This is a genomic window from Arthrobacter sp. LjRoot14, from assembly GCF_964253905.1.
Lineage (GTDB): Bacteria > Actinomycetota > Actinomycetes > Actinomycetales > Micrococcaceae > Arthrobacter.
In genome coordinates this window covers 371,281-386,068 of the sequence record NZ_CAXURL020000001.1, presented here as the reverse complement: position 1 = coordinate 386,068, position 14,788 = coordinate 371,281, and the positions used below count along the sequence as shown (strand labels likewise).

11 protein-coding genes are annotated in these 14,788 nt (G+C 68.2%); 3 read left to right on the top strand and 8 right to left on the bottom strand.

Going from position 1 to position 14,788, the window contains the following annotated elements:
- Positions 1-9: 9 nt before the first annotated feature.
- Complete coding sequence (locus ACSQ12_RS01830) at positions 10-918, top strand: ATP-binding cassette domain-containing protein (protein WP_436064094.1); 909 nt, start codon at positions 10-12, stop codon at positions 916-918.
- Entirely contained in the window at positions 915-2,552 is a 1,638-nt protein-coding gene (locus ACSQ12_RS01825) for an ABC transporter permease (protein ID WP_436064093.1), read from the top strand. The genes ACSQ12_RS01830 and ACSQ12_RS01825 overlap by 4 nt, the downstream gene beginning before the upstream one ends.
- A 59-nt stretch (positions 2,553-2,611) precedes the next feature.
- Here ACSQ12_RS01825 and ACSQ12_RS01820 read toward each other — a convergent pair whose 3' ends face one another.
- Positions 2,612-3,511, bottom strand: coding sequence for a glycerophosphodiester phosphodiesterase (locus tag ACSQ12_RS01820; RefSeq protein WP_436064092.1), 900 nt, complete (start codon positions 3,509-3,511; stop codon positions 2,612-2,614).
- A gap of 50 nt (positions 3,512-3,561) precedes the next feature.
- Here ACSQ12_RS01820 and ACSQ12_RS01815 point away from each other — a divergent pair, with 50 nt between their 5' ends.
- Positions 3,562-4,902 (top strand): DUF445 domain-containing protein, encoded by a 1,341-nt coding sequence (locus tag ACSQ12_RS01815; protein WP_436064091.1) that lies wholly within the window; start codon positions 3,562-3,564, stop codon positions 4,900-4,902.
- A 15-nt stretch (positions 4,903-4,917) separates the two neighbouring features.
- Here the strand turns inward: ACSQ12_RS01815 and ACSQ12_RS01810 are convergent, their stop codons facing one another.
- From ACSQ12_RS01810 to ACSQ12_RS01780, 7 genes are all read right to left on the bottom strand, one after another.
- Positions 4,918-6,141: an MFS transporter gene (locus tag ACSQ12_RS01810; RefSeq protein ID WP_436064090.1), complete on the bottom strand. Its 1,224-nt coding sequence runs from the start codon at positions 6,139-6,141 to the stop codon at positions 4,918-4,920.
- Positions 6,142-6,187: 46 nt separating this feature from the next.
- Positions 6,188-6,970: a respiratory nitrate reductase subunit gamma gene (gene narI / locus ACSQ12_RS01805; protein WP_436064089.1), complete on the bottom strand. Its 783-nt coding sequence runs from the start codon at positions 6,968-6,970 to the stop codon at positions 6,188-6,190.
- A gap of 2 nt (positions 6,971-6,972) precedes the next feature.
- Entirely contained in the window at positions 6,973-7,593 is a 621-nt protein-coding gene (narJ, locus tag ACSQ12_RS01800) for a nitrate reductase molybdenum cofactor assembly chaperone (RefSeq protein WP_436064088.1), read from the bottom strand.
- Complete coding sequence (narH, locus tag ACSQ12_RS01795) at positions 7,590-9,263, bottom strand: nitrate reductase subunit beta (protein WP_436064087.1); 1,674 nt, start codon at positions 9,261-9,263, stop codon at positions 7,590-7,592. Before narH ends, narJ begins: the two co-directional genes overlap by 4 nt.
- Positions 9,263-12,973, bottom strand: coding sequence for a nitrate reductase subunit alpha (locus ACSQ12_RS01790; protein WP_436064086.1), 3,711 nt, complete (start codon positions 12,971-12,973; stop codon positions 9,263-9,265). The genes narH and ACSQ12_RS01790 overlap by 1 nt, the downstream gene beginning before the upstream one ends.
- Positions 12,974-13,061: 88 nt before the next feature.
- Complete coding sequence (locus tag ACSQ12_RS01785; RefSeq protein ID WP_436064085.1) at positions 13,062-13,811, bottom strand: LamB/YcsF family protein; 750 nt, start codon at positions 13,809-13,811, stop codon at positions 13,062-13,064.
- Entirely contained in the window at positions 13,795-14,712 is a 918-nt protein-coding gene (locus ACSQ12_RS01780) for a hypothetical protein (RefSeq protein ID WP_436066910.1), read from the bottom strand. Before ACSQ12_RS01780 ends, ACSQ12_RS01785 begins: the two co-directional genes overlap by 17 nt.
- Between the last annotated feature and the right edge of the window lie 76 nt (positions 14,713-14,788).

Here is a 14,788-nt window from a genome sequence, read left to right as displayed (position 1 = left end):
TTGTTGACTATGAGCAGCGTGGTGGAAATGACCGGCGTCGTCAAGCGCTTTGGAACGGTAACTGCCCTCGACGGGCTCGACTTCAACGTGGCGGCGGGCGAGGTTCACGGTTTCCTGGGTCCCAACGGGTCCGGCAAGTCCACCACGCTGCGGCTTCTGCTCGGCATGCTGCGCGCCAACTCGGGCTCGATCCGGGTGCTGGGCCTGGATCCCTGGCACGATGTTGCCGCGCTGCACCGCCGGCTGGCGTACGTGCCCGGGGACGTTGCCTTGTGGCCGAACCTGACCGGCGGGGAAGTGATCGACCTGCTGGGGCGCCTCCAGGGCGGACAGGACCGCGGCCGGCGGGACCGGCTGCTGCAGACCTTCGACCTCGACCCCACCAAGAAGTCGCGCACGTATTCCAAGGGCAACCGGCAAAAAGTTGCCCTGGTGGCGGCCTTGGCCACCGACGCCGACCTCTTCCTCCTGGACGAGCCCACCAGCGGGCTGGACCCGTTGATGGAAGACGCCTTCCGCGGGTGCGTGCGTGAGCTGCGGGCGCAGGGCCGCACGGTCCTGCTGAGCAGCCACATCCTGAGTGAGGCCGAAGCGCTTTCGGACAGGGTCAGCATCATCCGCGCCGGCCGGGTGGTGGAGTCCGGGCCGCTCGAGCAGCTGCGGCACCTGACCCGGACGTCGGTCACGGCCGACGTCGCGCGCGTGCCGGCCGGCCTGGATCTCCTGCCCGGCGTCCACGACGTCGTGGTGTCGGACCACCGTGTGAGCGCCCAGGTGGACCCCGCGGCACTGGGCCCGTTCCTGCAGGCACTGACGGCCGCGGGGCTGCACGCCCTGACCAGCCAGCCGCCCACGCTGGAGGATCTGTTCCTGCGCCACTACGGCCCCTCCGGATCGCTCGAAACGGCACGGCGATGACCCGCACCGCCGAAGCCCACACCGCGACGACCCGTGCCTCAACGACCGGAACACTGTCCGGCACCGGCGTTATGGTCCGGCTGGCGCTCCGGCGGGACCGCTGGATGCTGCCGCTGTGGATCCTGGGCTTCGCCATCATTGCCTACTCGACCGCAGCGGCCGGGGCCGGGCTGTACCCGGACGAGCCCAGCCGGGTGGCAGCCGCCACCGCACTGAACGCCACGGCGTCCATGGTGGCGCTGTTCGGGCGGATCTACGATCATGCCTCGCTCGGTGCCCTTTCACTCATCAAATACACCGCTTTCATGACAGCCATCCTGGCCGTGCTCATGGTCATCCTCACCATCCGGCACACACGGGGGGACGAGGAAAGCGGACGGCTGGAACTCCTCGGCGGCGGACGGCTGGGACGGGACGCACCGCTGGTGTCCGCGCTGGCCATCAGCTTTGCAACCAGCATCCTCACCGGGCTGCTCTCGGCGGCCGCGCTTGCCGTCGGCGGCCTGCCCGGCAGCGGATCACTGGCCTTCGGGCTGGGCTGGGCCGCCACCGGGATGGCCTACAGCACCGTGGCAGCTGTGGCGGCGCAGGTGACGGCAAGCGCCAGGGCGGCCACCGGGTTCAGCATCGGGGTCATTGCCGTGACCTACGGGCTGCGCGCGGTGGGCGACCTCGCCGAACCCGGCCCGTCGGTCTGGTCCTGGCTCTCGCCCATCGGGTGGAACCAGCAGATCCGGGCCTACGCCGGCGACCACTGGTGGGTCCTCTCGTTGCCGCTGGCCCTCTGCGCAGCCCTTGTCCCTGTTGCGTTTTTCCTGCGGGCCCGCCGCGACCTCGGCGCCGGACTGCGTGATGAGCGGCCCGGCCCTGCCCGCGGCAAGCTCTCCGGTGTCCTGGGGCTCGCCGTGCGCCTGCAGTACCGCGTCCTGGTGGCGTGGGGTGTGGCGTTTGTCCTCTTCGGGGTGGTGATCGGCTCGCTCGTCGGCAACGTGGCCGATTTCCTGACGTCGCCGGGCGCCCAGGACCTGATGCGGGCGCTGGGCGGCCCCCAGGCCCTCACCGACGCGTTCCTCGCAGCCGAGATCAGCATCATGGGGGTACTCGCGGCGGCCTACGGCATCTCCGCCGCCAACCATCTCCGCAGCGAAGAATCGGCCGGGCATACCGAGGCCCTGCTGGGCACCGCCACCACCCGCATCCGCTGGGCGGGCAGCCACTACGCCGTGGCCTTGGCCGGCGTCGGGCTGCTGCAACTGCTCACCGGAGTCTCCATCGGCATCGGGGCCGCGGCCGCCGTCAACGATGCCGGACTGGTGGCCCGGTGCACCGTGGCGGCCCTGGCCCAGATTCCGGCGGCGTGGGTGCTGACCAGTGCGGCCCTGGCGGTGTTCGGCTGGGTACCCCGGATGACAGCGGCCGTCTGGGTGCTCCTGCTGGGACTCATTGCACTGGGTGAATTCGGCGTGCTCTGGAATGCCCCGGAATGGCTGATGGACCTCTCGCCGTTCCGGCATACCCCGCTGCTCCCGGTGGACGCGGAGGGAATCCCGGCGCTGGTGGCCCTCACGGCGGCAGCGGCACTGCTCGGCGCACTGGGTTTCGCGGGATGGCGGCGGCGGGACCTTGCCGCCTGAACGCTGCGGAGGCGCGACGCTGCGGCGGCGCAGGATGAACGGTGCGGAGGCGCGGACCGTCAGCTGACGGGATGACTTCTTTCGGACAGCCGGGCCAGCACCTGCGCCGGCCGGTTGGTGGTGATCTCGTGGATTCCCAGTTCCTGGCACAGGGCCACGTCCTGATCCGAGTCCACGGTCCACACCCTGAACCTGCGGCCGGAATCCATCCAGCGTTTCACGGTGCGGGCGTGCTGGCGGACATAGTCGATACCCGGTCCGGCCAGCCGTACTTCGCAGTCGTTCAGGATGCGTTCGCCCTCCACCTGGGCTGCACGCATCACGTTCGCCAACGCCCCGCCGGTGATGACTCCCAGTCCCAGTTCCTCGCGTATTTCCTCCGCGTTGACGTCATCCACCAACTGGCAGACGAACTCGGCCGGAACGCTCTTGAGCAGGTGCTTCACGGAGTCCGGGCTGAAGCTCATGAACGAGACACTGACGTTGTCCACCCTTGAGGTGCCGGGATCCCAGCCCTCGGCTGCCAACACTTCCAGCACCCGGTCCTCCAGCTGGAGCAGGTAGGGGCTGGGGTGCTTGAGTTCGATGGCCAGCCCGATGTCCCGGCCCGTCGCGCGGAGGATGTCCAGCAGCTCCGGCAGCGTCAGGAGCTGATCAGACTTCCCGCCGTACTCGAGGGGAATCCTGGCGCCCTTCCAGGAAGAGAAATCCAGCAGCCGCAGTTCATCGAGGGTCCGGTCGGCCACGGGGCCGGTGCCGTCCGAGGTGCGGTCCAGGTTCGCGTCATGCAGCAGGACCACGTGCTGGTCCCGGCTGAGGTGGACGTCGCATTCAACGCCGTCGGCGCCGTCCGCGATGGCCTGGAGATAAGCTGCCCGGGTGTGCTCGGCAAAGGCGGCGCTGGCTCCCCGGTGGGCGTAGACCAGCGGCCGGGAGGACACGGACTCGTCGGTAGTCATGGTGACACGTTAGCGGACACCCGCGACCGATGCGGGACTAGGCTGGGCACATGCAGGTGAACAGTGAACAAACCACCCGCCCCGCTGCAGCGAGGCCCGCGCAGGCCGGCCCACCCGCTGCCGGGGCCGCCGTCGGACCTGCCCGTCCGGGCAGTGATACGGAAAAAGCCGCCGCGCTGCGGAAGATGAAACTCCTGGCGCTGGGGCTCCTGATTGTCATGGCGGTGATTTTCGTCGTCGCCTTCGCCCTGCAAAAGCAGTACCCCTGGCTGGAATACGTGCGGGCTGCGGCGGAAGGCGGCATGGTGGGCGCCCTCGCGGACTGGTTTGCCGTGACCGCGCTGTTCAAGTACCCCATGGGGATCAAGATCCCGCACACGGCCATCATCCCGCGCCGCAAGGACCAGATCGGTGCGTCGCTGGGCGAGTTCGTGGAGACGAACTTCCTCTCCGAACAGGTTGTGCAGGAAAAGCTCGCGTCAGTGGACATCGCGCGGAAGGCCGGCGCGTGGCTGTCCGGCCCCGGCGGCCCCGAGCGCGTGGCCAAGGAGGGCGCCGCCGTCATCCGCGGCGCGTTCAAGGTATTGAACGACGACGACGTCCAGGCCGTGATCGAGTCAATGGTCCGCAAGCACCTGCTCACTCCGCCGTGGGGGCCTCCGGTGGGCAGGCTCGCCGAGCGGATTTTCGCCGACGGGCACCACCACACCCTGGTGGACCTGTTGGTGGACCGGACCGTGGACTGGGTCCGGGACAACCACGAAACCGTCAGCAGGCTGGTGTCGGACCGGTCCCCGCAATGGGTGCCGCAGTTCGTGGACGGACTGGTCGGAGACAAGGTCTACGTGGAAATCCTCAAGTTCACCAAGGCCGTGCAGGCCGATCCGCAGCACCAGGTGCGGCAGTCCATCGACACCTACCTCGCGTCGCTCGCGCAGGACCTGCAGCACGATCCGGTGATGATCGCCCGGGCCGAAGGCATCAAGGCGCAGGTGCTGGGCGACCCCGAGGTGCGGGAACTGGCATCCCGCACCTGGGGCACCATCAAGGCGGCGCTGCTCGGCGCCGTCGACGATCCGCACAGCGAACTGACCGTCAAGTTCAAAGCGGCCGTGCACGACTTCGGCACCCGCCTGGTGGTGGACCCCGAACTGGCGGGCAAGGTCAACGCGTGGATCGGTGACGCCGCGGGCTACCTGGTGAAGACGTACCGCTCGGACATCGCGGGCGTGATCACGGATACGGTGGCGCGCTGGGATGCCGAGGAAACTTCGCAGAAAATCGAGCTGCAAGTGGGCAAGGACCTGCAGTTCATCAGGATCAACGGCACGGTGGTGGGCGCCCTGGCCGGGCTGGCCATCTTCACGCTGGCGCACCTGGCCTTCGGCTGACCCCCCAGCGCGAAGCTACGCGGGCACGGCCTTTGCCCTGGTCCGGCCCTGCACGGCGAAGACCGTGAAGCCCAGCGCCACGATGGCCGTGACCACCAGCAGAAGCAGCCCGATCGAGTAGCTGTGGGTGGCGGCGTCGTACGTTGCCCCCATCACCAGCGGCGGAAAGTAGCCGCCCAGCCCGCCCGCCGCACTCACCACGCCGCTGATGCTGCCCACTTTCCCGTGCGGGGCCAGCACGCCCACCCAGGCGAACACCCCGCCCGTCCCCAGCCCCAGGGCCGCCGCCATGGCGACGAATGTCAGGCCGGCGGGGACCTCGCCGTCCGGCTGCAGGTTCACCACCCACGCAAGAAGGGCGACGGCGGTGAGCGAGGTGATCACCACCGGTTTGGGCCCGAGCTTGTCCGCGAGCACGCCGCCCACCGGCCGGGCCAGGACTGCCGCGAGGGCGAAGCCTGCCGTGCGGGCGCCGGCGCCGCTGGGATCGAAGCTGTACACGTCCCGCAAGTAGGTGGGCAGGTACGTGGCGAAGGAGACGAAGCCGCCAAAGACGACCGCGTAGAGGAAGCACATTTTCCAGGTGACCGGTGTCTTGGCTGCGTCCAGGAGCTTGGGCAGCACGGGGGCGTTGCTTCGGCTCCAGGCCGGGGATTCCTTCATCAGGAACCACACCAGGGCCGCCATCACGGCGAGGACGCCGGCGATCAGCAGGTGCGTGGGGAAGTATCCGATTCCGGCGACGAGCCGGGGATTCAGGAAGGCGGCCAGCGCCGTTCCGCCCATTCCGGCACCAAAAACGCCGGTGGCGAAGCCCCGCCGGGACGGCTCGTACCAGCCGCTCACAAAGGGGATTCCGACGGCGAAGACGGTTCCGGCGACGCCCAGCAGCAGCCCGGCGCCCAGCACCAGCGGGAAGGAACGCAAGGTGCCGCCGGCGGACACAAGCAGGATCGGCAGGATGGAGGCAAGCAGCACGAAGGTGAACATTGCCCGGCCGCCGTACTTGTCGGTCAGCGTGCCGACGACGATCCGCCCCAGCGAGCCGACGAACACCGGCATGGCCACCAGGACCCCCGTGGTGGCCGGGTTGAGCTGCAGGTTCTGCGTATAGAAGGCACCGAGGGTGGCCACGGAGTTCCAGGCCCAGAAGCCTGCCACGGACGCCGCGGTGGCCAGGATAAGGTTCCGGGTCTGGCCCGCGGGCGCGGACGTGGGGGGCGGTGCTGTTCCAGCCACTGTTTACTCCTTTGGATTCAGCCGGCTGTGGATTCTGTCAGCCACTTCAGCGGTTTCGGGTGTCCCTGTCCTTGGTCCCCACGGGCGACCAGCCGCGCCGGACGGCAACGTCACGCGAGCGGTACACGATGTAGGGGCGGAAAAGGTAGTGCAGCGGCGCGGTGAAGGCGTGGACCAGCCGGGTAAACGGCCAGATGACGAACAGCGCCATGCCCACCAGGGTGTGTAGGTGGAAGGAGAACGGCGCCCCCGCCATGGCCGCGACATCCGGCTGGAGGACGAACAGCGAACGGAACCAGGGCGCCACTGTCTCGCGGTAATTGTGCCCGTGCTCACCCTCGAAAACGCTGGCCAGAGTGGTCCAGAGGCCGAACACGATGGCGGCGGTAAGCACCACGTACATGGCCTTGTCGTTCGTGGTGGTGGCCATGAACACGGGCCCGGTGGTGCGGCGGCGGTAGATCAGCAGGATGATGCCGCCGAGCGTCCCCACTCCCGCAATGCCGCCGACAAACAGGGCATTGAAGTGGTAGAAGTCCTGGCTCATTCCCACCGCCTGCGTCCAAGTCATCGGAATCACCAGGCCGAAGAAATGCCCGGCAATCACCGCCAGCAGCCCGAAGTGGAACAGCGGCGAGGCAATCCGGAGCAGCTTCGATTCGTACAGCTGGGATGACCTGGTGGTCCAGCCGAACTGGTCGTACTTGTAGCGCCACACCAGCCCGCCCACCAGCACCACCACCATGACGTACGGCAGGACGCCCCAGAGCACGGTGTCCAGTGCGGAGATTTCGACGGCGGATCCGGGCCCAGCTTCGAATGCCGGCATGGTCAGGTTCCCTTCACGGGCAGGAGTCGCGGATCGTAGGGGTCCAGGCCCACGGCTTCGGTGGGCGGGCCGTAGCCGGCCATCCGCATCACGGCCTGCTCGTCCGCGGGCGATTTCCCGGGCAGCGTGGCGCAGACGGCCTGCAGGATCCGGGCGTGCGGCAGTTCGTCCCGCAGCAGCCCGAAGCGGAGCATCTCCAGGCTCGCCCGGAAACGGGTCAGCAGTTCCCGCCCGGCCGCCAGGTCCACCACCGCGGCGAATTCCAGGACCATCGGCAGGTAGTCGGGCAGTTCACCGCGGGTGTCCACCAGGATGTCGCTTTGCCGGTAGGTCTTCTTGAAGTTGCCCAGCACCTCGCCGCGGCGCCGGGTGTCCCCGTCCGTCCAATAGCTCAGGTGCAGGGCGTGGCGCTTGCCGAGGTCGAATTCGCGGACGTAGTGGGCCTGCACCTCCATGAGGGGCGTGGATTCCAGCACGTCCAGCACCCCGGCGAAGTCAGCGCCGGCTCCGGGAAACTCTCCCAGTGCGTCCCGCATGAGCGGCACCCTGCCGATCAGTTCCTCGTCCGGGTAGGACAGGCACCAGGCCGCGGCAAGGTACACCACCTGCTGGCGCCGGCTCACGGCTGCTCCCCCGCCGTATGTTTCTCGGGGAAAAGCCCCGGCGGCGCGCCGGTGCCGTCCCAGTTGAGCAGGTTCACCCGGCCGCGCAGGGTTGTTTCGCCTGGAGCCTCGCCTGAGGTTTGGCGGTCCTTCAGGGCGTTGAAGGTTTCCACCGCCACCGGAACGGGCCGGCCGCTGGCTTCGCCGAACGGGGAGGAATCCTGCATGCCGGGTCCGCCGTCGAAATCCAGCGAGCAGCCCATCTCCTCCAGGTCGTGGGCCTGTTCCACATGCGCTTTGGGAATCACGTAGCGTTCCTCATACTTCGCGATCGCCATCAGCCGGTACATCTCGTACATCGTCTGCCCGTCCATGCCCACGGATTCGGGGATGGAGTCGTCGGGGTCGTTGCCCAGGCTGATGCCGCGCATGAACGAACGCATGGCAGCGAGCTTCTTCAGCACCGCGGTGACCCGGTCCGCGTCCCCGGCGGTGAAGAGTTCCGCGAGGTATTCCACCGGGATGCGCAGCGCGTCAATGGCGCCGAACAGGTTGCCGGTGTCCTCGCCGTCGTGACCCTGGTCCCGCAGGAGGTCCACCACGGGTGAGAGCGGCGGCACGTACCAGACCATCGGCATGGTCCGGTATTCGGGGTGAAGCGGCAGCGCCACCTTGTAGACCTTGGCCAGGGCGTACACGGGCGAGCGCCGGGCGGCGTCGATCCAGTCTTCCGGGATGTTCTGGGCCCGGGCCTCCGCCTGGACCGCGGGGTCGTTCGGGTCCAGCAGCACGTCCATCTGGGCGTCGTAGAGTTCCTTCGGGTCGGTGACGGCCGCCGCGGCGGTGACGGCGTCGGCGTCGTAAAGGAACAACCCCAGGTACCGCAGCCGGCCCACGCAGGTCTCCGAGCAGACCGTCGGCAGCCCCACCTCGACCCGCGGGTAGCAGAAGGTGCACTTCTCGGCCTTGCCCGTCTTGTGGTTGAAGTAGATCTTCTTGTACGGGCAGCCGGTGACGCACTGCCGCCAGCCCCGGCACTTGTCCTGGTCCACCAGGACGATCCCGTCCTCCACGCGCTTGTAGATGGCGCCGGAGGGGCAGGAGGCCATGCAGGACGGGTTCAGGCAGTGCTCGCAGATTCGCGGCAGGTAGAACATGAAGGTCTGCTCGTAGGCGAACTTGATCTTGTCCTCGGACTCGCGCCGGACCTTCTCCACGATGGGGTCCAGGTGGCCGTTCTCGACGGATCCGCCCAGGTCGTCGTCCCAGTTGGCGGACCAGGTGATTTTCGTGTCCTTGCCGGTGATCAGGGACTTCGGCCGGGCCACCGGGAAGTCGTCGCCCAGCGGCGCGTCCACGAGGGTCTTGTAGTCGTAGGTCCACGGCTCGTAGTAGTCCTTGAGTTCGGGCTGGACGGGGCTGGCGAAGATCCCCAGGAGCTTCTTCACCCGGCCGCCTGCCTTGAGCACCAGCTTGCCGCGCTTGTTCAGCACCCAGCCGCCGTGCCACCGCTCCTGGTCCTCGTAGCGGCGCGGGTAGCCCTGGCCGGGCCGGGTTTCCACGTTGTTGAACCAGACGTATTCGGTGCCCGCACGGTTGGTCCAGGCCTGCTTGCAGGTCACGGAACAGGTGTGGCAGCCGATGCATTTGTCCAGGTTCATGACCATGCCCATTTGAGCCATGACACGCATCAGTACTGCACCTCCTGGGAACGACGACGGACGGTGGCCACCATGTCGCGCTGGTTGCCGGTGGGGCCGAGGTAGTTGAACGCGTAGGCCAGCTGGGCGTAGCCGCCGATCAGGTGCGAGGGTTTGACCAGCAACCGGGTCACGGAGTTGTGGATGCCGCCGCGCCGTCCCGTGGCTTCCGACTTCGGCACGTCGATGGTGCGCTCCTGCGCGTGGTGGACGTAGACCACGCCGGCCGGCATCCGGTGGCTGACGATCGCCCGGGCCACCAGGACCCCGTTGATGTTCAGGCACTCCACCCAGTCGTTGTCCTTGACCTGGATCGCCTCGGCGTCGGCGGGGCTCATCCAGACCGTGGGGCCGCCGCGGGAGAGGGAGAGCATGAGCAGGTTGTCCTGGTATTCGGAGTGGATGGACCACTTGGAGTGCGGCGTCAGGTACCTGACCACCACCTCCATGGACCCGTCCCGGCCGAGTTTGGGTTCCCCGAAGAGGCGGTGCATGTCCAAGGGCGGCCGGTAGATCGGCAGGGCCTCGCCGATGTCGATCATCCAGTCGTGGTCCAGGAAGAAGTGCATCCGGCCGGTCAGGGTATGCCAGGGCTTGAGCCGTTCCACGTTGATGGTGAACGGTGCATAGCGCCGGCCGCCCGTTTCGGAGCCGGACCACTCCGGCGAGGTGATGACCGGGACCGGTCCGGCCTGGGTCTGGGCGAAGGTGATGAACTTTTCCTCGGAGCCCTCGGACAGGTCAGCCAGCTTCCTTCCGGTGCGTACTTCCAGGTCCTTGAAGCCTTGCACGGACAAGGCACCGTTGGTGGTGCCGGAGAAGGCCAGGATGGCCTCGGCCATTTTCGCATCGGTGTCGATCGCCGGCCGGCCGTCCGCGGCGCCCCCGAGCATCACGCCATTGGAACGGCTGAGCCGCTCCAATGGACCGGCGAGTTTGTACGTGACGTTCTTGACCGTGAAACCGAGCTTGTCGGCCAGCGGCCCGACGGCGGCGAGCTTGTCCGCGATGGCCGTGTAGTCCCGCTCCACCACGGAAAAGACGGGCATGTTCTGCCCGGGCACGGCGGGGATATCCGTGTTCCGCCAGTCCCGCACGATCCCGCCGGGCTGCGCCAGCTGGCCAGGGGTGTCGTGCTGCAGCGGCACGCTGACCAGGTCCCGGCGGATGCCCAGGTGGGTTTTTGCCATCCGGGAGAACTCCCGTGCCAGCAGGTGGAACATCTCGAAGTCCGTTTTGGTCTCCCACGGCGGGTCGATCGCCGGCGTGAAGGCGTGCACAAACGGGTGCATGTCCGTGGAGGACAGGTCGTGCTTCTCGTACCAGGTGGCGGCGGGGAACACGACGTCGGAGAGCAGCGTGGTGGAGGTCATCCGGAAGTCGGCTGACACCAGCAGGTCCAGTTTTCCTTCCGGCGCCTGCTCGTGCCACTTCACGTCCCGGGGCTTGAGCCCTTCGGCGTGGTCCTTGCCCAGGACGTTGTTGTGGGTGCCCAGCAGGTTCCGCAGGAAGTACTCGTTGCCTTTGGCCGAGGAACCGAACAGGTTGGAACGCCACAGCACCAGCGTCCGCGGCCAGTTCTCCGGGGCATCCACGTCCTCGATCGCCGGGTTCAGCGTGCGGTTATTCAGGGCGTCCGCGATGTAGCCCGGGGTGTCCGTCGCGGTGCCGGCGGCGACGGCGGCCTCCGCCTCGTCCGCGAGGTCCAGCGGATTCCGGTCGAACTGCGGGTAGAAGGGCATCCAGCCGAGCCGGGCGGACTGGGCAAGCGCGTCTGCGGTGTGCATGCCGTCCAGGGCTCCGGTGGACAGCGGGGATTTCAGTGCGTCCGCGGAGTAGCCGTCCTGCCGCCACTGGTCCGTGTGCATGTACCAGTAGCCGGTGCCGATCATGGTCCGCGGCGGGCGTGACCAGTCCAGCGCGTTGGCCAGCGACACCCAGCCGGTGGCCGGCCGGGTCTTTTCCTGCCCCACGTAATGCGCCCAGCCGCCGCCGTTGCGGCCCATGCAGCCGGTCAGCATCACCAGCGCCAGGACTGCCCGGTAGGTGGTGTCGCCGTGGAACCACTGGCAGATCCCGGCGCCCATGATGATCATGGAGCGGCCCTTGGACTGCTCCGCGTTACGGGCGAACTCCCGCGCCACCCGGATGCAGGCCTGGGCGGGGACGGACGTGATCTCCTCCTGCCAGGCCGGGGTGTAGGGCGTCGCGGCGTCGTCATAGCCGCCGGCCCACTCCCCCGGGAGCCCTTCACGGCCGACGCCGTACTGGGCCAGCATGAGGTCGAACACCGTGGTGACCAGCTGGCCCTCGACCTCGATGACGGGCACCCCGCGGCGCAGCACGCTGCCCTCCCCGCCGGCATCCTCGAAGCACGGCAGCAGGATCCCGGCGCTCTCCGCGGAGACTTCGCGCAACGACAGCGCCGGTTCGATGCCTTCGAGGTCCAGGTTCCACTTGCCCTCGCCGCTGCCGGAGTACCGGAATCCCATGGAGCCGTTGGGCACCGCAGTCCGCCCGGTCTTCTTGTCGAACAGCACGGTGCGGAACGCAGCGTCCTCGGCCCCGGCTTCGGCGGGGAGGTCCTTGGCGGTGAGGAACTTCGACGGCGTCAGCGCGCCGTCGTCGTTCCTTTCCAGCCGGACCAGGAACGGCAGGTCCGTATACTGCCGGACGTAGTCGGAAAAGAACGGGACCTCGCGGTCCACGAAGTACTCCTTGAGCATGACGTGCCCCATGGCCATGGCCAGCGCAGCGTCCGTCCCGGCCTGGGCGGGGAGCCATTCGTCGGCGAACTTGGTGTTGTCCGCGTAATCCGGGCTGACCGTGACCACCTTGGTGCCGCGGTACCGCACCTCGGCCATCCAGTGCGCATCCGGGGTCCGCGTGACGGGGACGTTGGAACCCCACATCATGAGGTAGCCGGCGTCCCACCAGTCACCGGATTCCGGGACGTCGGTCTGGTCGCCGAAAACCTGCGGGCTGGCCACGGGCAGGTCCGCGTACCAGTCGTAGAAGGACGTCATCACCCCGCCGATCAGCTGGATGAAACGGGTTCCCACGGCGTGCGAGACCATCGACATTGCGGGGATCGGCGAGAAGCCGGCGCAGCGGTCCGGGCCGTAGGTCCTGATCGTGTTCACGTGGGCGGCGGCCGCGATCTCGATTGCTTCCTGCCAGGAGACCCGGACCAGGCCGCCCTTGCCGCGGGCCTGCTGGTAGCGGCGCCGCCTGTCCGGGTCGCTGGCGATCTCGGCGAACGCCAGCACCGGATCCCCCAGCCGGGCCTTGGCCTCGCGGTACATCTCCACGAGGACGCCGCGGGCGTACGGGAAGCGGACCCGCGTGGGCGAGTAGGTGTACCAGGAAAAGGCCGCCCCGCGCGGGCAGCCCCTGGGTTCGTACTCCGGGCTGTCCGGGCCAACGGACGGGTAGTCTGTCTGCTGGGATTCCCACGTGATGATGCCGTCCTTGACGTACACCTTCCAGGAGCACGAGCCGGTGCAGTTCACCCCGTGCGTGGAGCGGACCACCTTGTCATGGCTCCACCGGTCGCGGTAGAAGATGTCGCCCTTGCGGCCGCCCTCCCTGAACACCGCCCTGCCGTCGTCGGTCTGGTCCCATTTCGTGAAGAATCGGCCCAGCTTCAACATTGCATCTGATGCGGGTCCATCTAACCCCGCATGGGGTCCGGAAGCCATGCCCTCAAGCTAGGTGGCAGGTTCAAGCCCCCGATAGGGCCGAACGGCACTAGCCCTCCCCGCCAAAGCAGCGCGCACAGGGTAAGGGCTACGCGAAGGCTTCGATCTCCACGCCGGCCGCTTCCAGTGCTTTGCGCACGGCGGATGCCGTTTCCACCGAGCCGGGAGTGTCGCCGTGCAGGCACAGCGAATGCGGCTGCAGCCTGATTACGGTTCCGTCCACGGCTTCCACTTCACCATGCACGGCGAGGCGGACGGCGCGCTCGGCGATCTCCCCGGCGTTCTCCAGCAACGCGCCGTCCTGGGAGCGCGGCACCAGTGTTCCGTCCGGGAAGTAGGCGCGGTCGGCGAAGGCTTCGTGGAAGACGGGGTGCCCGGCTTCCGCGGCAGCGTACAGGAGCGCGGACCCCTGCTGGCCCAGGATGGGCAGCCCGGGATCGTAGGCCTGGACGGCGGCGATCACGGCGGAGGCCTGCTCGGGGTCATGCACGGTGCGGTCGTACAGCGCGCCGTGGGCCTTGACGAAGTCCACGGACGCCCCGACGGCGTGCGCCACGCCGTCGAGCGCGCCAAGCTGGTACAGCACGGCGCCGAAAAGGTCGTCGAAGGTCATGTCAATGGACCGCAGGCCAAAGCCGGGAAGGTCCGGGTAACCGACGTGGGCGCCCACGCGGACGTCCAGCTCATAGGCCGCCCGGCAGGTGTCCAGCATGGTGACGGGGTCCCCGGCGTGCAGGCCGCAGGCCACGCTGGCGCTGGTGATGAGCGGGAACATTGCGGCGTCGTCCCCCATGGTCCAGGAGCCGAAGGACTCCCCCAGGTCAGCGTTCAGATCCAATGAATCCGCCTTTCAAGGTTGGGTCCCCACCGGGGGTGTTTCCGCCGGGGGTGTTTGCGCCGTGGGTGTTTACGCCGTGGTCACCCGCGGCGGAGCCAAGGGCGGCCGGGGCTCCGGCGCTGCCGGTTGTGCCACTGCCGGGCGTGCCGGCGGCCACTTCGCCGGGAATTGTGTCCGGCATGGGGCCAAACGCCTCCTTGGCGCTTGCGACGACGGCGCGTCCCATCACGCGGTTGCCCACGCCGCCCACCACGGCTCCGACGCCGAACGGCAGTGCCCGGCCCAGGAGCGCGGTCCCCTGCCGCTGCAGGAGGTTGCGGAGGAACGCGCGCTGGATCCGGTCCCGCACCGACCCGAATCCGGGGAAGGACGTCTTGCGGGCGAACACGGAACCCCAGGCGTCGGTAGGACCCTTGCTGCGGCCCGCGGCCTGGCCGCTGAGGCTGCCGAGGAGGGCAGTGCCTTCTTCGCCCAGCATGATGGCCATGACCATGAGGCCGGCTTTTTCGGGATCGACCATGCGGATGCCGTGCAGCTCGGCCAGGGACGTTGCGTACAGGGCGGTGGCTTCCAGGAAGCCGACCGTGGCAGCGGCTGAGAGGCCCAGCGCGGCGACGGTGCCGACGCCGGGGATGACGGCGGATCCGCCCACCAGAGCGCCGCCTCCGGTCACGGCCAGGAGGTAGTCGCGTTCCAGCTTGTCAGCCAGCTGCGCCGCCGTGGCACGCGGGTGCCTGCGCTGCAGCCGCCGAAGGTTGGCGAGCACCAGCGGGCGCTGGACTTCGACCGCCCGCAGAATCATGTTGTGCAATCCGGGCTTGGGCTTTCCCTCGGAGTCGAACACCGCCTTGTGCGCGGTTTTTTGTGCAATTCTCATTGCCGGGTTCTTCCGCATGGCCATCGTCACCTTTCCTGGAACGGGAACAAGCCGCCGGAGCAACCGTGGTCACTCCGTGCGGGGACAGCTCGCGGCTGCC